This window comes from Paenibacillus glacialis, assembly GCF_001637205.1.
Taxonomy (GTDB): domain Bacteria; phylum Bacillota; class Bacilli; order Paenibacillales; family Paenibacillaceae; genus Paenibacillus_AQ; species Paenibacillus_AQ glacialis.
In genome coordinates, this window is record NZ_LVJH01000070.1 from 138,002 (window position 1) to 156,609 (window position 18,608).

Here is an 18,608-nt window from a genome sequence, read left to right on the forward strand (position 1 = left end):
TTATTGAAATATGAATTCAACTCGACTTCCATCTGAATAATCTTCAAGCTGATTCCCAACCCAGCTTCCTGCTCCCCTGTTGTCTTTCGGACTTATGTATTCGATATCCGCATTAGCCCCGCCTTCGGCACACATGGCCATCGGCCACTCATCCCGGTCGAATCCCTTTTTCGTCGGAACTCCCTTTAAGGATTCACTACGGTTATCTTCTGCTCCGGATCGATCAATCGTACAAATAGCAGAGTGTCCACTTCTAATCGCATCTTGAATATGAGCTCCGGTCTCTGGGTAACGATCCGCAGGGAACACTAACGAATAATCGGCCTCTGTGCTAGGTTCAACTTGATCAGACTTGCTCGATATGTCGATGTCGAAATAATACGCCCCTAATGCCATTACTACTACCAGAACAAGACTAAGTATAGATCGTTTTAGCTTTTTCAACCTAAATTCTCCCCCTATGTTAAAAGCCATTTCTGTAGTGTTGAAATATATCATATTTTGCGTAATCTTGCTATTGAAAAAAGAGAAAAACCTCCAATACCACTATACACGTGGAATTGAAGGTTATTGTTAGGCATAGACTCTCAATAACTAGATGAATGCCCATCCGCCATTTTCTCGTATCATCCTTGCTCCTATATATGGATTATTTCTCTCTGATAAAATTGAGGATATCTAGGATTGAAGTTCATGAACGAATCGAATAATCTCTACAAGTCAGGAATAGTCCAATTAATCGGCTGCACACCTGTTGATTCTAAGTAAGCATTTGTTTGTGAGAATGGCTTACTCCCAAGAAATCCACGATACGCCGCTAACGGGCTTGGATGACTTGATTGAACGACCTTATGTTTACTCATATCTATAAGCGACGTTTTCTTCTGTGCATGACTTCCCCATAGAATAAACACCAGCGGATTGTCACGTTCATTTAATTTCTGTATGATGGTGTCCGTGAATTGTTCCCATCCCAGTCCCTCGTGTGAGGCAGGCTGAGCCTCCTGAACTGTGAGTACCGTATTTAGCATAAGAACACCTTCTTTACCCCAATGTTCTAAAGAACCGTGATTCGGGATATCTACAAGCAGATCTGCCTGTAACTCTTTGTGAATATTCCTTAGAGAAGGTGGGATGCGTACATCCGGCATAACCGAGAAGCTCAATCCATGAGCCTGTCCCGAACCATGGTAGGGGTCCTGGCCTAATATTACAGCTTTCGTTGCTGTATATGATGTGAGCTTGAGTGCTTCGTATACACATTCCTTAGGAGGAAATATAGTATATTGCTCATATTCATTTATTATCCTTTGTTGTAACTCTAGAAAATAAGGTCTACTCATTTCATCTTTCAACACTTCATCCCAATCATTACCGAACATCTGATTCAACCCTTTCCATTTCTATTTAATCGCAAAAATAAACCGACTCCAGATTTCGGAGCCGGCTTATTTTCTTCTTGCATATTAATCATGATGCCGAGGACGGGGGTCGAACCCGTACGGTAGTCACCTACCGCAGGATTTTAAGTCCTGTGCGTCTGCCTGTTCCGCCACCCCGGCATAATACCGCGATTATAGACCGTAAGATACGGTTATACCTCGCATAACTTTTCGCTCAATTAATTTAAACGTCCAGTGCAGCCTCTAAAGTCCTGCCTGATTGATTATACGCAGGTATAAGCATAGAGTCAAGCTTTTTTTCAAAAAAAGCTGCCGAAGCCTTATCGACAGCTCGCTCCCTTCCATTAACAAAACTTAACTTACTGAAATATCCGATATATTGTTATTTATTTTAATGGATAAAGCACTTTTTGACTCTAAGCGGAAAGTTAACATATCTGTACCCTGCAAATTCACAGCAACATTCTCAGCTTTCTCAGCATCATTGAACAGAACTATCGCAATCGATTGATCTGTATTCCTAAAAGCAACTGAACGAATTAGATCTTGGCTTGAGGTCGAGTCAATACGTACAGCTTTGGGACGGATAAATTTGCTGAAATGAGCCAACGCATAGTAGTCGAGCGTATAAGTAAGTTCTTTGGTTTGCTGATTGATCTGTACAATACCTCGGCAAGTACTTTGACCAAATCCAGGTACCGTTGGCCCGTTATGCTCATCTAATGCCATGTTCCATAGAACAAACGATTTACTATAATTTCGGAGAATATCAATCCCCGTTCTAATCACATTCGAAAATGCCTGTTCAAAAGGGGGGATCCATTCTCCACCAGAGCCTTCTGTAAAATGCACTTCTTTATTGGAAAACACCTGATGAACCTCCGTTTGTGCTGTCGCATTTCCACCATACCAGTGCCATGCAACACCGTCTACCTCTTCTTGGGCTCCTTCCAGTACGGTTAGTGGGTAATCTGGACGATCCCAGTTGTGGTCATAGCATAAGATTTTAGTATCAATATTGTTTCTAACGAAATTAGGCTTTAGATAGTTTCTAATGAAATCGCTTTGAGGCTCGGCTAGCATTAACATACTTGGATAGTGCATTGGTTCAAAAAGAGGTTCATTTTGCGGTGTTACAGCATGAGTAACTAGCCCATGGCTTGCATACGCTTGAATGTATCGAACAAAATAATCCGCATAAGCCTGGTAATATTCTTTTTTCAATTCTCCAGCAATCATCGATCCGCTTGTCTTCATCCAACCGGGCGCACTCCAAGGTGAAGCCATCAGTTTAATTTCAGGATTCAATTCCAAAGCCTTTTGTAATAAAGGAATAATATCCTCTTCATCATGGGAAATCGTAAACTGTGTTAATTCCATATCGGTTTCATGTTCAGGTAAATCGTCATAGCTATAAAGGTCTCTAGCATAATCTGATGCGCCCATTGGATTTCTTAATACAGAAAGTCCTATTCCATCTTCCGGATCAAACAGTTTGCTCATTAAATCCGTTCTCTGTTCATTATCGAGTACTTGGTTAATCAAATAAGCGGACGAATCCGTAAAGGATGCACCAAATCCGTCCATCTCTTGAAAGGTTTGATTCGCATCAATGGTTACCGTTGTAGTCACCTCATCTGAAGCAATCGGCGTCAGTTGTTGTAGAAATTGTTCTACAAACAATTCACCTTCTCCCTTAGACTGATAAATCATTAGTTCTGGCATGTTGTTTCCCTCCACTTTTGCGATATTTAGATGATTTGTTGACATTGATAGACGCAAGTATCTTTTGTTTTGAAAAAAGGCCCTAAAAAAGGACCCTCATAGCGTTGCTTATTTCAATCCTAATTTTTCTTTATTAAGTTTCATCTTTTCAGAGCGGATTTTAATGATCTTATCCCAACTATTATCATCCAAAAATGATTTATATGTGGCTAAGGCATTATTAAATCCTGCATCGTCCTTGGCACGAATCATACTTACTAAAGTTGTATTCCAAGTCGTATCAATTGCGGTTAAACCGCGTGCTTCTGGTGTTCCTTGGGCTGGATTAATGTTCTCTATAATAAAGTGTGGTTTCAACTTCCCTTTACCCCATTCTTGCATTTGTTTAATAGAATCCGCGAATGCATCACCACTCAAAGCTTTATCACGGTCATGTCCGAAGAACATAAATTCTCCCATACGGTAATCCTTTTTAAATTTATCCGCATTATTTAATTGAAGATCTTTCATGGCAGGTAACAGTTCAATCATACCGCTATCGTTTACTTTATAGGTTTCTCCTTCAATTCCGTAATTCATCAACTTTTGTCCTTCTTCACTTAATAAATAAGTATATAGTTGAATAGCTTTGGCAGGGTCCTTGGTATCTTTCGTAATGAAGCTGATCATCCAACCCGTAATACCTGACTGATTCAATGTTGGCTTATTTCCGACTGTGCTTTGTGGTCCGTCGATAGCGATATATTCCTTACCAGGATTTTCAGTAAGGTAGATTTGCAAATTACCACTTTGTTGAGGGGTTCCATCGAGCATCAGGGTAGCATATTTACCTGATTTCAGTTTTTCCTCAAATGCCGTACCATCATCGGCAAAACTGTCATCACTGATATGTCCATTTCTATAGACTTCATTTAACGTTTTCAACCAAGCTAGATAATCTTCATCCAGATTTCTGTTATAAAATTCGCCATTTTCTGTTTCCAACGGCACCCCGATAAAGTCCTGAAGTACATCACCCAAAGAACCTGTTCCTTTACCGATAGAGTTAAAACCAAAAGGAATCATATCAGGAAACTGCTTCTTGATTTGCTCCATTGCACTCTTGAACTCTTCTGGAGTTCCAATGGTGGGTTTTCCTATTCCTTCGTACACATCCTTACGGATGACAAATGCCGTTTTAGCAGGAATGTTTCCGCTATCAAAATCACTTTGAGTATTAGAATAGTTAGGATATCCATAGGTCTTTCCATCTGCTAACTGGAACCAGTTCATCGTATCTTTAGCTGCAACTTTATTAAAATATGGATCATATTTCTCAGCAAGATCATTTAACGGCAGCGCCCAATTAGCCGCTTTTTGTACCACTGGAGAGTTGGAATCAAATATAGTCAATAAATCCGGCATATCGCCACCGGCAAATATGGTATTTAATTTCGTGTCGTCCCCTTTAAGGAATTTAATATTTATGTTTAAATCCTCTTTAATTTTCTTTGTAACGAGGTCCTTGCCAAAATCGGTGTTCCACCAATCCGCATTCACATACCATGTAAGTTCTGTTGTCTCTTCCTTTTTATCCAGTTTCCAAGCCGGCGTTTCCGCATCTACCGTATAGCGACCTTCAACAGAGCTCAAGTTATCCACGCTCGAGCTTTTTTTATCACCACCTGAACTACATCCTGAAATTACCAATACAGCAGCCATCAGCGCAGTACAAAGTTTGAGCCCTTTTTTCCCAAATGATTTATTCATTTTATTTTCCCCCTTAAAAGTTTTGTAGCATATGCTTCATGTAATACTTCGTTACAAAACTCGCTTCGAAAGCAAAAACTTAGTTTTGTAGCATATACTTCATGTAATACTTCGTACATAACTAGCTTCGAAATTAATAAAACGCTTTCATAAATACTAATCCTATATCACCTTCTCAGGTCACTTTGTAACTAACGCCTACTCTTTCACCGCCCCCAGCATCATGCCTGAGATAAAGTACCTCTGAAGTATTGGATAAATTACAACAATCGGCAAAGTTGTTATGACAATTGTTGCTAGTTGAACCCCTTTAGTCGTCGTTTCGATAATTGCTGATCCCCCGATATTTTGCATAGATTGCGTTTGAGACTGTACGATAATTTCATACAACTTCATCTGCAACGGGTAGAGGGCTTGGTCAGTGATATATAATTTGGTTGTCATAAAATCATTCCATTGCCCAACCCCGTTAAATAATGCGATGGTGGCCATAGCCGGCATGGAAAGAGGTATAAATATCTTTAGGAATACACGCCAATCACCTGCACCATCTATTTTGGCTGACTCTTCAAGTGAATCCGGGACATTTCTGAAGAAATTCATTAGGATAATAACATCATAAAAGCTGTATAGGGCAGGAATAATATAAACCCAAAAACTATCTAATAGACCCAAAGATTTGATCAAGAGATAAGTCGGAATCATTCCACCTGAGAAAAACATGGTAATGACTCCCATTGCAACATATAGCTTACGTCCACGTATGTATCTTTTGCTCAACCCATAACCAACCATGGCGCAGAAAAACACATGGGTAACGACTCCAATAAAGGTTTTGGAAATCGAAATAAAGAATGACTGCAAAATACTCTCGTCCTGAAACACAGCGCGGTAATTTTCGAGAGAAAACTCCTTAGGCCAAAATATGAATCCGCCTTCTGCCAGTGACTTGCCTGAGCTAAATGAGGAGATGATAACATTCCATAAAGGAACAACAATAATTACCGTAAAGATAAACAGCAAGATGATATTTATGGTATTAAAGATTCGACTATCGAGATCTTCTTTAGCCACCATTCGATTCACGGCAAATGCCTCCTTCTATAGGACTGATTGATTATCATTTAATTTATTGGATATTTTATTGGTAGTAACCAGCAGAATGACCGAAACAATGGAGACTCCTAACCCAACGGCAGTAGCATAAGAAAAGTCACCTTGTGTCATCCCCATACGGTACACATAGGAATTAATGACTTCTGCTCTGACCCTGTTTTGAGAATTCATCAATACTAAGGTTTGATCCAGATTAGACCCTAATAAACCGCTTACAGTAAGAATCAAATTTAAACTGATAATCGTCTTCATGTTGGGAATGGTAATATTCCAAATTTGTCTGAGCCGACTTGCTCCATCAATTTTAGCAGCCTCATAATACGTAGGATCGATTTTGGACATGATGGCTAGATATAAAATAGTTCCCCAACCGACTTCTTTCCAAATATCGGACAATGTTGCAATCCACCAATATTTCCCTGCATCCAACAAAATATTATGTGGCTTCGAAATCAGTCCTAGATTGATCAGAAGTTCGTTAAACAATCCTGATGTCGAGAACCAGGTAATCAACATACCGCCCAACACGATCCATGACAAAAAATGTGGTAAATAAGAGATCGTTTGTACAAATTTCTTGAAGCGTCCTCCGTTTAACTCGTAAATCATGATCGCTAATATAATTGGAATAATAAATCCAATTCCTAATTTCAGAAAGCTGATCCCTAAGGTATTCACTACAGCATCCCAAAAATATTTGTCTGATAAAATAATTCTGAAATTATCCAAACCAACCCAAGGAGCGGAGTCCAACGTATCAATCACGGTGTAATTTTTGAAAGCAATCGATAATCCGTAAATAGGAATGAAACAAAAAATAATCATAAAAATAATTCCCGGTATGACCATGGACTGAATCTCCCATTGTCTCTTATAATCAACTACGAATTCTCTGATCCTTTGCCTCATAGGCTTTTTCCCGTTTAACGGTACTACGGCTAATTTATCCACGTTCTCCTTCTCCTCTCCAAATCATCATCTGAATGCACAAAAAATAAAAACGTTTTTATTTTTGTGAAAAAAAACCTCCCTAAATCAAGATTATAAAAAATCTCGAAAATGATCGTATACATTATTTAGATATGATCATTCCGATCGATTTTCACATGACTCGAACCTCTCACTACAAGCTCACAGGCCAATTTTTGGGCACTCCCTAGTTCTTTCTTTTGAATCATATGAACCAAGTGATTAACGGCTAGACTACCCTGTCTGGCAATCTGATTTCTCACAGTCGTTAATGGCGGTGAAAAATACTGAGCGATATCAATATCGTCAAATCCCATAACGCTAATGTCCAACGGAACTTCATAGCCATGCTTTTTCAAAGCTTGGATACATCCAATCGCACTCACATCATTTCCAGCTAAAAAAGCATCCGGTAATTTGTCAGGATGTAAGTGAATAAAAGATTTTACAGCGTTATAGGTGCCCTCTTCCTCAAAATAACCTTGCAAAATATAATCTTCACTCGTTGGAAGCTGATACTGGCGCAATGCAGCTAGGTATCCTTCTTTGCGCTCCACACTGTCAAACATCGTATCCACACCAGATATGTAGGCAATTTTCTTATGTCCCAGACTGATTAAATATTTGGTGGCTTCGTAACCGGCTACATAAGAATCAAAGATCACACTCCCCATGGTTTCATTCTGAAGGACCCTATCCAGAAAGACAGCCTTAATCTTCTCCTTCTCCATCGCGGTAATGTCTTCTTCATCTATTCTCAGCTCTTCGTATATAATGGCGCCATCTACACGTCGACCTAGAATATTACTCATAATGACATGTCTATCTTTTGTAATAAATACATTCAGTCCATAACCTAAGCGATCACACTCACGAGACATGGATTCAACCAGCTTATAAAAATAAGGACCCGATACACTTGTAGTAAAAAAGCCTAGCATTTTGGTTTTCCCAGATCTTAACTGCTTTCCGTTCAAATTTGGAACGTAATTTAATTGTTTCGCAACCTTAAGTACATGTGATTTTGTCACCGGATTCAATACATCTACGTTATTTAACGCGTTGGAAACCGTAGAAATAGAGACTCCTGCTTCTCTGGCCACATCTTTAATTGTTATTTTCCCCATATTAGCTAATCCTTTTCATGAATACGTTTTCATAAACTAAAAATAACATAAAAACGTTTTTAATACAATACTTTTACGAATTTTGCGTTTTGCTTATACATTTCCAAAATAACTCGATGATTTCATCAAGTTATTTATTATTGCACACGTCTTTAACCATCTGATCATAAAATATGGGTAAAGACCTATCTGAAGGAGTAGATTTCATGAACTCACACACGTATGTTACCCTCCCAAATTACACAAGAAGCTCAGAGACTACAGTCAACAAAGAACTTATTATCGAGCATGTAAGTGCGGATGTTACTGGAGACCATGTCCCTGATCAAATATGGCTAACGGGGTATAAACAAGATCCTAACAGTCCTTATATTACTGGGATATCCATTGCTATTAAAGATGGTGCTACCTCACAATTGTATCAAATTAAGCCCCACGAGAACTCTGGATATAACCCACGTCTGTTTCTTGGAGACTTTACTGGGAATGGAACTGTAGATATATTATTGACGATCGACAGCGGCGGCTCAGGAGCCATTACGTTTGATTATTTGTATAGTTTTGTTCAAGGAAAACCTCGGCTACTATTCAGCTCAGAAGTATATAACGACTATTGGAAGTATAAAGTATCCTATCTAGATGGTTATCGACTGCAACTGACGAATAGCAATACAGAACAAGTATATACACTGGACATCACTTCACGTGGCAAGGACTACTTAAATGGAATCTATAACCCTGACGGAACGTTGAAGGCGCCTACTGAGGGTTGGGTAGACCCACTCAGCGGCTTATATCCGGTTGATTTTGACCAAGACGGCGTTTATGAGTTAATGGCATTCCAAGGCGTGAGCGGGCTATATCATGCTGATCGGTTTGGTTATGTACAGAATGTTTTAAAATACCAGAACAACGAATGGTCGCTACAGAATCAGTGGTTTGCAATCTACGGAGCTCCTATCCCTAAATCGTAAGAAAGAAATAGGTTGGCACAACGATAAAAAATGAGGAACCTTAATAAAGGTCCCTCATTTTCTCTATCATTTTACCTCCATCACTATAAAAGCAACTAGGGAATCAATTCTATTACATTCAACTATTCTTCACATTTAGACAAACAAAAAAATCCTTGATAGACAAGGATTTTTTTCAAAAAAGTGGGCCCTGAGGGACTCGAACCCCCGACCAATCGGTTATGAGCCGACCGCTCTAACCAACTGAGCTAAGGGCCCTAAATATTATGTAAACCACATTAAAATAATGGCAGTTTAATTGGTTGCGGGGGCAGGATTTGAACCTGCGGCCTTCGGGTTATGAGCCCGACGAGCTACCGGGCTGCTCCACCCCGCGTCAGTAATATTTTTTTTAACAGCGACAAGATATAATATACAACACTTTCTACCCTTACGTCAAGAATTTTTATTCAAAGAATAAATCGGACGCCATATCGCCCTTTACGGGAACGAAAAATTTCTACTGAATGAGGGTCATTATAACCATAAATCCATCCATCCTGCTCTAATCTTTTGACAAGACTGCCCGCTTGAAATTCTGTTCTATAAAGTTTACCGAAATACACCCACTTCATTCCTAATCCCTCTCTCCTATGAGTTATAGATGTTGACGAAGGTATTATTACCTACTTCATCTTGAAGCATACAACTTCTATCACAACTAGAAAACAGAAAAAGGACTGCCCTCACATAAGAGTTGGCAAGTCCTCATACAATTAATAGCTATAATACATTAAATTCCGAAGGATGAAGGATCTTCTCTCCACGCCTTCAATGATTGTACGTCATCTGATTCAATCTTCCCTTGCTCTAAAGCCACTTCCATCAAAACGCCATAATTAGACAAGCTCTGAAGCGGAATACCAGCCTCTGCAAATGCATTAACCGCCTTGTCCAACTGATAGCTAAATATCGCAAGAACAGCTAGAGGTTGTCCCCCTGCTTCCTTAACAGCTAATGCTGCCTTCAGTGAACTTCCTCCAGTGGAGATCAAATCCTCAATGACAACGACTTTCTGACCAGACTTGATCAGACCCTCGATCTGATTCTGCTTACCATGTCCCTTAGCCTTGTCACGAATATATGCCATAGGCAGATTTAGCTTCTGAGCTACCCACGCTGCATGTGGAATCCCAGCTGTTGCTGTTCCAGCAATGACCTCAGCATCTGGATAAGACTCACGAATAACAGCTGCAAATGACTCCGCGATATATTCTCGAACTTCTGGATATGACATCGTTAAGCGATTGTCACAGTAAATTGGTGACTTTATACCCGATGTCCATGTAAAAGGTTGTTTCGGGCTTAAAGCTACCGCTTCAATCTGTAGCAAATAACTCGCAATTGCTCCTGGAATTTCTGTCAATTTACTCAACGTTCATCATCTCCTTAATGATTTGTTCTGCCGCTTCACGAGGATTACTAGCTGAAGTAATCGGACGTCCCACGACAATATAGTGACTGCCCTGTTCTATCGCTTCTCCAGGTGTCAATACTCTAGCTTGGTCTCCTAAATGACTGCCCGCAGGACGAATACCTGGCGTTACAGTTATAAAGTCCCTACCACATGCTTTACCAATGGATGGAACTTCATGCGCTGAGGCCACCACACCATCAAGACCGGCTGAAGCAGCTAAGTTCGCATATCTGACTACCGCGTCTTCAATGTTACCTTCCACACCAATTTGTTCATTTAATACGGACTGAGTTGTACTTGTTAATTGTGTAACGGCAATGATAATAGGCTTCGATAATGAAGGATCACTAGCTAAAGCATTATTCATACCTTCATAAGCTGCCTGCATCATTTGTGTTCCACCTGCAGCATGAACATTAAACATATCCACACCCAGACGGGTAATACTCTCTGCTCCACCTTTTACAGTGTTGGGGATATCATGCATTTTCAAATCTAAGAAGACAGAGTACCCTCTAGCCTTTAGATTCCGCATAAAGTCCGGGCCTGCAGCATAAAAGAGCTGCATCCCGACCTTCATATAGCAAGGTATTCCTTGTAATTGTTCCACTAAGGCGGATGCCTGAGTGGCATCTGGATAATCCAGTGCCACGATCAGACGACCTGCCATGTTCTTGTATTCTGTATTCATATTCTCTATTCCCCCTACTTACTCAATAAAAGCCGGCATCGCTTGGGATGAGAAGTTAATAGTGTCTAACATGATGAGTAACGCTCTTACCGTGTCGAGTGACGTCATACATACGATACCGTTCTCTACAGCTTCACGGCGAATTCTGAATCCATCACGTTGTGGCATTTTACCCTTGGTAAGCGTGTTAAATACAAACTGTGCTTCTCCGTTACGAATCAGGTCAAGGATATTCGGTGTTCCATCACTTAACTTTTGAACGGTTGTTACATCAAGTCCCGCTTCATTCAGAGCCTCAGCCGTTCCACCCGTTGCATATATTTTATAACCTAATCGCTTAAATCCAGTTAGAAGCTCTACCGCTTCGGCTTTGTCTTTATCAGCGACCGTTGCAATGATCGCACCCGTTGAAGGTATTTTCATACCCGCTCCGATCAATCCTTTGAATAGCGCCTTAGCATATTGAAGATCACGGCCCATAACTTCACCTGTTGATTTCATCTCAGGTCCAAGCGTCGTATCTACACTACGTAGTTTGGCAAAGGAGAATACCGGTACTTTAACAGATACATATTTACTTTCAGGCCATAAACCCTCTTGATAACCAAGCTCTTTCAGCTTCTTACCTAGAATGGCTTGCATCGCTAGGTTTGCCATCGGGATCGTTGTTACTTTACTCAAGAAAGGAACTGTGCGTGATGAACGTGGGTTAACTTCAATGACATAGACTTCGTCTTTGTAGATAACGAACTGAATATTCACTAGACCGATTGTCTTAAGCTCTTTAGCTACCTTAATGGTGATGTTAACAATTTTCTCTTTAAGATGATCTGCTAAATGTTGCGGTGGATACACTGCGATAGAATCCCCTGAGTGAACACCAGCGCGTTCAATATGTTCCATGATACCAGGGATAATAACTGTTTCACCGTCACATATTGCGTCTACTTCCACTTCTTTACCAAGCATATAGCTATCAATCAGTACTGGATGTTCCGGATTGATCTGCACAGCATATTCCATATAGTTAAGTAACTCATCATCCGAGTATACAATTTCCATCGCACGTCCACCTAAGACATAAGAAGGGCGCACTAGTACCGGATAACCAATTTTTTGAGCAGTCTCTACCGCTTCACCAACAGAAGTAACTGTTTTACCATTTGGTTGTGGAATGTTCAGACGCGATAGTAGCGCTTCGAACTTCTTACGATCTTCCGCTTCATCAATGCTCTCTAAACTCGTACCCAAGATATTAACACCTTGTGCACTTAGAGGAGCTGCTAAGTTAATAGCCGTCTGACCACCGAATTGAACGATAACACCAACTGGTTTTTCCTGTTCAATAACATTCATAACATCCTCGAAGAATAGAGGTTCGAAGTACAAACGATCCGATATACTAAAGTCAGTGGATACTGTCTCTGGGTTATTATTAATGATAACAGCCTCATATCCAGCCTTCTGAATAGCCCATACCGCATGAACAGTCGAATAGTCGAACTCAATTCCCTGTCCGATTCGAATTGGACCGGATCCTAAAACAAGGATCTTCTCTTTCGAAGTTTGAATAACTTCATTCTCGGTCTCATAAGTCGAGTAATAGTATGGAGTTACAGCTTCAAATTCCGCTGCGCACGTGTCAACCATTTTGTACACTGGACGAAGATTATGATTTAATCTGAATTCACGTACTTCTGCTTCAGACGTATGGCTGGTTGTTAAGACATTCTGTTTGCGAATTTCCGCAATGGATCTATCCGTAAACCCTAGTCTCTTCGCTTGATACAACATCTCATAAGAAAGTGTTTCTTCTTCTTGAATAAGAGTCTCGAATTTAATGATACCCTCAAGTTTATCAAGGAACCACCAGTCAACTTGGGTAAGATCTTGGATTTGTTGTAGTGTATATCCGCGACGGAAAGTCTCAGCAATCAAAAAGATACGCTCATCATCCGGTTTCACAAGACGCTCATTAAGAACTTCTTCCGTTAATAGTTCTGCCCCTTTAAGTTCAAAACGGTGAACACCAATCTCTAATGAACGAATGGCCTTGTGCATGGATTCTTCAAAGGTGCGACCAATAGCCATAACTTCTCCAGTTGCCTTCATTTGCGTTCCTAACTTACGGTTAGCATGAATGAATTTATCAAAAGGCCAGCGAGGAATTTTACTTACGATGTAATCCAATGCTGGTTCGAAACAAGCATATGTTTGTCCAGTAACGGGATTCGTAATTTCATCTAGGGTGTAACCCATAGCGATTTTTGCTGCCATCTTGGCAATAGGATACCCTGTTGCTTTGGAAGCAAGTGCTGATGAACGACTCACACGAGGATTCACTTCAATGACATAATATTGATAGCTTTGTGGGTCCAGTGCATATTGCACGTTACATCCACCTTCAATATTCAATGCACGGATTATTTTGAGAGAAGCTGATCTAAGCATTTGATATTCCCGATCGGATAACGTCTGGCTAGGTGCAACTACGATACTGTCACCTGTATGTACGCCTACAGGATCAAAGTTCTCCATATTACACACGACGATACAATTGTCGTTCGCATCACGCATGACTTCGTACTCAACTTCCTTGAGTCCAGCAATACTCTTCTCAATAAGACATTGACCAATCGGACTATAACGAATACCGGATACAACAGTCTCACGAAGTTCCTCTTCTGTTGCACAGATTCCTCCGCCCGTTCCTCCAAGTGTATAAGCCGGACGTACAATCAGAGGATAACCAACTTCACTAGCGAACGCGAGCGCTCCTTCTAATGATGTTACAATATCGCTTTCTGGAACTGGTTGTTCAAGTTCACGCATTAATTCTCTGAATAGATCACGGTCTTCCGCTTTTTCGATGGATTCAAGTTGTGTTCCAAGCAGTTTCACATTCTCCTGCTCAAGAATTCCTGCACGAGCAAGTTCAACAGCCATGTTCAGACCCGTCTGTCCGCCTAACGTTGGAAGCAGCCCATCTGGACGTTCCTGACGAATGATTTGTGTAACGAACTCCAAAGTGATCGGTTCAATATATACTTTATCTGCGATATTCGTATCCGTCATGATCGTTGCAGGGTTACTGTTAATAAGGATGACCTCAATGCCTTCCTCTTTCAAAGCCTGACATGCTTGTGTACCTGCATAGTCAAATTCAGCTGCTTGACCGATAACAATAGGACCGGATCCGATAACAAGTATTTTCTTTAGTTCAGTATTTTTAGGCATTTTGTAGAGCTCCTTTCACAGCTGCGGCTAATTCGGCTTGACGCGGTTTAGCAGGGTGTTTGATTTTGTGATCCGCAATCATTTGTAGAAATTGATCGAATAAGTAGCTGCTATCCTGAGGTCCAGGTGCTGCTTCTGGATGGTACTGTACTGAGAATGCTGGGTAGTTCTTATGTTTCAAACCTTCAATGGTTTTATCATTGTTGTTGATATGCGTTACTTCTAACTCTGTATTGAGGATGGAATCCTCATTTACTGTGTATCCATGATTCTGAGATGTAATATAGCAACGATTGGTTGCTAATTCTTTCACTGGATGGTTACCACCACGGTGTCCGAATTTCAGTCTCTCTGAATCCGCACCACATGCTAAAGCGAACAGTTGATGTCCAAGGCAAATACCGAACATCGGATACTCCCCGAGCAATTCTGACACCATAGTTACTGCGTCTGGTACATCTTTCGGGTCCCCAGGGCCATTTGACAGCAGAATGCCATCTGGACGTAAGTGACGGATTTGTTCAGCCGTTGTATCTTGTGGTACAACAACAACATCACATCCACGATTAGAAAGTTCACGCAGAATTCCACTCTTCGCGCCGAAATCTACAAGTACGATCCGTTCCTTCGAACCAGGACTATTATAAGTGTATTTCGTAGAAGTGCGAGCAACCTGATCTCTCATCATTTCGCTACCTACTAATCTCTCTTGTAACTCTTCTACAGAAGCAGCAGAAGTCGTTAGAATCCCCTTCATCGTTCCATGGTGGCGAATAATGCGAGTTAACATACGTGTGTCGATCTCACTAATTCCAACGATGCCATGTTCTTTCAATAGCTGATCAAGACTGTACTCCGCACGCCAGTTACTTGGTACTGGTTCATGACGACGAACAACAAATCCATGTATAAATGGTGCAACCGATTCAAAATCATCACGTGTAATTCCGTAGTTACCGATCAATGGTTGAGTCATCGTTACAATTTGTCCGCAGTAGGATGGATCAGATAATACCTCTTGATATCCTGTAATTCCTGTATTAAATACGACCTCACCTGTTGATTCCCCATCAGCACCAAATGCCAACCCTGTAAACAAGGTGCCGTTCTCCAATAACAATCTTGCCCGCATTCTCTTCCACTCCCTCTGTCATGTACTCATGCTCTATATTTGTTTTATCCATTATGAAGTAATCAATTATTACTTGGTACAGCATACCTGCTCACTCTTACTCTGACCAAACAACGTTTCCGTCCACCCAAGTCTTAACTGGCCATCCTTTTAGCTTCCATCTTGTAAAAGGAGTATTACGCCCTTTTGTTAGGAAATCCTCTGGATTGACTACTTTCTCAGTTTCCAAATCGATCATTGTAAGATCCGCTGGGCTTCCTACTTCAAGGTTCCCAGTATTTAGACCGAACACTTTAGCTGGATCAGCAGTCATACGCTGTACGAGCATAGATAAGTCCCACAAGCCTGTTTCTACGAATTTAGTATAGAGTAGTGGAAATGCTGTCTCGAATCCAACAATCCCAAACGGAGCGAGTTCCATTCCTTTGGCTTTCTCTTCAGCGCTATGTGGGGCATGATCCGTAACGATGATATCAAGCGTCCCGTCAAGCAAACCTTCGATACAAGCTTCCACATCACGTTTCGAACGAAGTGGTGGATTCATTTTCCAGTTCGCGTCGAGACCCGGAATATCTTGTTCTGATAGAACTAGGTGATGTGGACATACTTCTGCAGTCACACGAATACCAATTTCCTTCGCTTGACGAATCAGCCGAACGGATTGTTCTGTACTCACATGGCAAACATGATAATGAACACCTGTTGCTTCAGCTAGCAGAATGTCACGGCCGACATGAATCGCTTCTGATTCATTCGGAATACCTTTTAAGCCATGTTTTGTAGCAAATTCGCCTTCTGCAACACATGCTCCAACGACTAATGAATTATCTTCACAGTGAGCAATAACTGGCATCTGAAGGTCGGCAGCTATCTTCATAGCATCCTTCATCATTTGTGCGTTCTGGACACCCACTCCATCATCTGTGAAACCAATAGCTCCCGCTTCTTTCAAAGCTGCGAAATCCGTTAGTTCACGTCCAAGCTCATTCTTGGTAATCGCTGCATAAGGTAAGACCTTAACCAGCCCTGCCTCACTTGCCTTCTCAAGAATTAGCTTAATGACATCAGGACTGTCGGTTATCGGTCTTGTGTTTGGCATGCATGCAATCGTTGTGAATCCACCTTTTGCCGCTGAACGACTTCCACTTTCGATCGTTTCTTTATGCTCATAGCCTGGTTCACGCAAATGCACATGCATATCTATAAAACCTGGCGTGACTAACTTACCATCTGCATCGACGACTTCTGAGGCTTCTTGTTGAATATCCGTAAGGTCTACATGACCATCCACTAGTGATTTGATAGTACCGTTCTCAAGTAGAATATGTTTTTTCTCCAGCTTCCCCTGCTTATCAAGTACACTCGCATTTGCAATAATCGTTAACATGATACCCTCCGCTCGTTGATTGAGCACGTTGGCTTCAATCTATTGTATAATAAAAATTCATATTTGTGTATAATTATTAATAAATGTACTTATGTCTATTTGTCTTACTTTCTTAATGCACGTTCCATAACTGCCATTCTAATAGGTACGCCATTACTCATTTGTGAGAAGATAAAGGACTGAGCACTTTCTACAACAGCGTCATCAATCTCCACATTTCGGTTAACAGGTGCTGGATGCATAATCATCGTATTCTTGGATAACTTGGACGCCCTTGCCTCTGTCAAACCATACTGTTCTCTGTACTCATTCCCTGATTTCAGTATCCCAGTTGCATGACGTTCCAACTGAACACGTAACATCATAACGACATCAGACTGTAGCGCCTCATCCATTGATATATAAGGAGCATGTTGTTCAAGTTCTGGAGCTGCCATACTTTCAGGTGCACAGAAGCTGACCTGAGCTCCAAATTTCTGTAATGCCCACAAGTTCGAACGTGCAACACGACTATGTCGTATATCTCCGATAATGGATACCTTCAAACCCCTTAGTTCTCCAAATTTCTTCCGCATCGTATACAAATCAAGTAGAGCTTGCGTAGGGTGCTCATTATTGCCATCCCCTGCATTAATCAATGGAACCTTGATGGTCTCCGCTAAATTCTGTAGTATTCCATCTGGCTTCATTCGAATGACCCCTGCATCAATACCCATCGATTCAAGTGTTCTCACCGTATCGTAGATGGACTCGCCCTTCTCTACACTAGAAGCTGCTGCTGCAAAATTCAGCACCTCGGCTCCCAGTCGTTTCTCAGCCATTTCAAATGAGAATCTTGTTCTTGTACTATTCTCAAAAAACATATTAGCGACAAACTGCGAACTTAGAATTGGGATAACTTTCTCAGTCTGCGCTTCCCAGTATGCTGCTCTATCTAGAATCGACTCAATTTCATTTCGACTTATGTCTTTTAAGCCAAGTAGGCTACGATCTTTCAAGTTGATTGCTGTCGTCATGAATTTCTCTCCTCTCTGGATTGCGAGATGGTGACCTCATCTTTACCATCTAACTCCATCAGTGCTACATGAATCTTTTCATGATTTGAAGTAGGTACATTCTTTCCTATATAGTCCGGTCGTATAGGCAACTCTCGATGCCCTCGATCTGCTAGCACCGCCAGCTGAATCATTCGAGGCCGTCCGCAATCCATCAGGGCGTCCATCGCTGCACGAATCGTGCGGCCCGTATAAAGTACATCATCGAACAAAATAATTTTTTTATCATGTATACTTACATTTCCCAAGCTGTTTTTCAATTGATTCACAGCAAGATCTCCGTCTTCCAAAACAAGGGTACGATCTTCTAAGCGATCATCGCGATAGGCGGTTACATCCAACTCGCCACAAATGATTGGAGTTCCTTCAATTTCCTTAATTCGTTCCGCTATTCGCTGAGCCAGGTAAACACCACGCCTGCGAATTCCGATTAGGATACAGTCTTCAATCCCTTTGTTCTTCTCCAGAATCTCATGTGCGATTCTGCTCAATGCCCTACGTATAGCTGTCTCATCCATAATAACGTGCACTTCTTTAATCATTATTCATTGCTCCTCTTAAGGAATTTTCTCATAATCTTCGGCGAC

The 18,608-nt window shown here is 41.1% G+C and carries 16 protein-coding genes and 3 tRNA genes; 1 reads left to right on the top strand and 18 read right to left on the bottom strand.

Features of this window, described 5'->3' with window-relative positions:
* From PGLA_RS23415 to PGLA_RS23450, 8 genes are all read right to left on the bottom strand, one after another.
* Nucleotides 1-396, bottom strand: a complete 396-nt coding sequence (locus tag PGLA_RS23415) for a NucA/NucB deoxyribonuclease domain-containing protein (RefSeq protein WP_145939666.1) — start codon at nt 394-396, stop codon at nt 1-3.
* Between the two features lie 317 nt (nt 397-713).
* Nucleotides 714-1,382, bottom strand: coding sequence for a uracil-DNA glycosylase (gene ung, locus PGLA_RS23420; protein WP_068537618.1), 669 nt, complete (start codon nt 1,380-1,382; stop codon nt 714-716).
* 94 nt (nt 1,383-1,476) lie between these two features.
* Nucleotides 1,477-1,562 (bottom strand) — tRNA-Leu (locus tag PGLA_RS23425).
* A 195-nt stretch (nt 1,563-1,757) separates the two neighbouring features.
* Nucleotides 1,758-3,128 carry a glycoside hydrolase family 30 protein gene (locus PGLA_RS23430; RefSeq protein ID WP_068537619.1) on the bottom strand — a complete coding sequence of 457 codons (1,371 nt, stop codon included), beginning with the start codon at nt 3,126-3,128 and terminating at the stop codon, nt 1,758-1,760.
* 108 nt (nt 3,129-3,236) lie between these two features.
* The gene (locus PGLA_RS23435) at nt 3,237-4,877 is read right to left on the bottom strand and encodes a type 2 periplasmic-binding domain-containing protein (protein WP_068537620.1); all 1,641 of its coding nucleotides are present in this window, start codon (nt 4,875-4,877) and stop codon (nt 3,237-3,239) included.
* A gap of 198 nt (nt 4,878-5,075) precedes the next feature.
* Entirely contained in the window at nt 5,076-5,963 is an 888-nt protein-coding gene (locus tag PGLA_RS23440) for a carbohydrate ABC transporter permease (RefSeq protein WP_084411461.1), read from the bottom strand.
* A 15-nt stretch (nt 5,964-5,978) separates the two neighbouring features.
* A complete protein-coding gene (locus PGLA_RS23445; RefSeq protein ID WP_068537958.1) occupies nt 5,979-6,902 on the bottom strand; it encodes an ABC transporter permease in 924 nt (307 codons plus the stop codon).
* A 167-nt stretch (nt 6,903-7,069) separates the two neighbouring features.
* Nucleotides 7,070-8,089, bottom strand: a complete 1,020-nt coding sequence (locus PGLA_RS23450; protein WP_068537621.1) for a LacI family DNA-binding transcriptional regulator — start codon at nt 8,087-8,089, stop codon at nt 7,070-7,072.
* A gap of 206 nt (nt 8,090-8,295) precedes the next feature.
* On the opposite strand from PGLA_RS23450, the gene PGLA_RS23455 reads away from it, so the two are divergent.
* Nucleotides 8,296-9,063, top strand: a complete 768-nt coding sequence (locus PGLA_RS23455) for a hypothetical protein (protein WP_068537622.1) — start codon at nt 8,296-8,298, stop codon at nt 9,061-9,063.
* A gap of 184 nt (nt 9,064-9,247) precedes the next feature.
* Here the strand turns inward: PGLA_RS23455 and PGLA_RS23460 are convergent.
* From PGLA_RS23460 to pyrR, 10 genes are all read right to left on the bottom strand, one after another.
* A tRNA-Ile gene (locus PGLA_RS23460) sits at nt 9,248-9,321 on the bottom strand.
* 41 nt (nt 9,322-9,362) lie between these two features.
* Nucleotides 9,363-9,439 (bottom strand) — tRNA-Met (locus tag PGLA_RS23465).
* A 73-nt stretch (nt 9,440-9,512) separates the two neighbouring features.
* Complete coding sequence (locus tag PGLA_RS28445) at nt 9,513-9,677, bottom strand: hypothetical protein (RefSeq protein WP_169810209.1); 165 nt, start codon at nt 9,675-9,677, stop codon at nt 9,513-9,515.
* Nucleotides 9,678-9,835: 158 nt separating this feature from the next.
* Nucleotides 9,836-10,477, bottom strand: coding sequence for an orotate phosphoribosyltransferase (gene pyrE, locus PGLA_RS23470; protein ID WP_068537623.1), 642 nt, complete (start codon nt 10,475-10,477; stop codon nt 9,836-9,838).
* Nucleotides 10,470-11,210: an orotidine-5'-phosphate decarboxylase gene (gene pyrF, locus PGLA_RS23475; protein ID WP_068537624.1), complete on the bottom strand. Its 741-nt coding sequence runs from the start codon at nt 11,208-11,210 to the stop codon at nt 10,470-10,472. The genes pyrE and pyrF overlap by 8 nt, the downstream gene beginning before the upstream one ends.
* An 18-nt stretch (nt 11,211-11,228) precedes the next feature.
* A complete protein-coding gene (gene carB, locus PGLA_RS23480; protein WP_068537625.1) occupies nt 11,229-14,447 on the bottom strand; it encodes a carbamoyl-phosphate synthase large subunit in 3,219 nt (1,072 codons plus the stop codon).
* On the bottom strand, nt 14,440-15,579 hold the full coding sequence (gene carA, locus PGLA_RS23485) for a glutamine-hydrolyzing carbamoyl-phosphate synthase small subunit (RefSeq protein WP_068537626.1): 1,140 nt from the start codon (nt 15,577-15,579) through the stop codon (nt 14,440-14,442). Before carA ends, carB begins: the two co-directional genes overlap by 8 nt.
* A 97-nt stretch (nt 15,580-15,676) precedes the next feature.
* Nucleotides 15,677-16,966 (bottom strand): dihydroorotase, encoded by a 1,290-nt coding sequence (locus PGLA_RS23490; protein ID WP_211269617.1) that lies wholly within the window; start codon nt 16,964-16,966, stop codon nt 15,677-15,679.
* 104 nt (nt 16,967-17,070) lie between these two features.
* On the bottom strand, nt 17,071-17,982 hold the full coding sequence (locus tag PGLA_RS23495) for an aspartate carbamoyltransferase catalytic subunit (RefSeq protein WP_068537627.1): 912 nt from the start codon (nt 17,980-17,982) through the stop codon (nt 17,071-17,073).
* Nucleotides 17,979-18,563 carry a bifunctional pyr operon transcriptional regulator/uracil phosphoribosyltransferase PyrR gene (pyrR, locus tag PGLA_RS23500; protein WP_068537628.1) on the bottom strand — a complete coding sequence of 195 codons (585 nt, stop codon included), beginning with the start codon at nt 18,561-18,563 and terminating at the stop codon, nt 17,979-17,981. Before pyrR ends, PGLA_RS23495 begins: the two co-directional genes overlap by 4 nt.
* Nucleotides 18,564-18,608: the final 45 nt, after the last annotated feature.

Excerpts from the sequence above, each read along its gene's own strand:
- PGLA_RS23415 (WP_145939666.1), bottom strand. The coding sequence starts at position 396 with ATGGCATTAGGGGCGTATTATTTCGACATCGACATATCGAGCAAGTCT.
- ung (WP_068537618.1), bottom strand. The coding sequence starts at position 1,382 with ATGTTCGGTAATGATTGGGATGAAGTGTTGAAAGATGAAATGAGTAGA.
- PGLA_RS23430 (WP_068537619.1), bottom strand. The coding sequence starts at position 3,128 with ATGCCAGAACTAATGATTTATCAGTCTAAGGGAGAAGGTGAATTGTTT.
- PGLA_RS23435 (WP_068537620.1), bottom strand. The coding sequence starts at position 4,877 with ATGAATAAATCATTTGGGAAAAAAGGGCTCAAACTTTGTACTGCGCTG.
- PGLA_RS23445 (WP_068537958.1), bottom strand. The coding sequence starts at position 6,902 with ATGAGGCAAAGGATCAGAGAATTCGTAGTTGATTATAAGAGACAATGG.
- PGLA_RS23450 (WP_068537621.1), bottom strand. The coding sequence starts at position 8,089 with ATGGGGAAAATAACAATTAAAGATGTGGCCAGAGAAGCAGGAGTCTCT.
- PGLA_RS23455 (WP_068537622.1), top strand. The coding sequence starts at position 8,296 with ATGAACTCACACACGTATGTTACCCTCCCAAATTACACAAGAAGCTCA.
- PGLA_RS28445 (WP_169810209.1), bottom strand. The coding sequence starts at position 9,677 with ATGAAGTGGGTGTATTTCGGTAAACTTTATAGAACAGAATTTCAAGCG.
- pyrF (WP_068537624.1), bottom strand. The coding sequence starts at position 11,210 with ATGAATACAGAATACAAGAACATGGCAGGTCGTCTGATCGTGGCACTG.
- carB (WP_068537625.1), bottom strand. The coding sequence starts at position 14,447 with ATGCCTAAAAATACTGAACTAAAGAAAATACTTGTTATCGGATCCGGT.
- carA (WP_068537626.1), bottom strand. The coding sequence starts at position 15,579 with ATGCGGGCAAGATTGTTATTGGAGAACGGCACCTTGTTTACAGGGTTG.
- PGLA_RS23490 (WP_211269617.1), bottom strand. The coding sequence starts at position 16,966 with ATGTTAACGATTATTGCAAATGCGAGTGTACTTGATAAGCAGGGGAAG.
- PGLA_RS23495 (WP_068537627.1), bottom strand. The coding sequence starts at position 17,982 with ATGACGACAGCAATCAACTTGAAAGATCGTAGCCTACTTGGCTTAAAA.
- pyrR (WP_068537628.1), bottom strand. The coding sequence starts at position 18,563 with ATGATTAAAGAAGTGCACGTTATTATGGATGAGACAGCTATACGTAGG.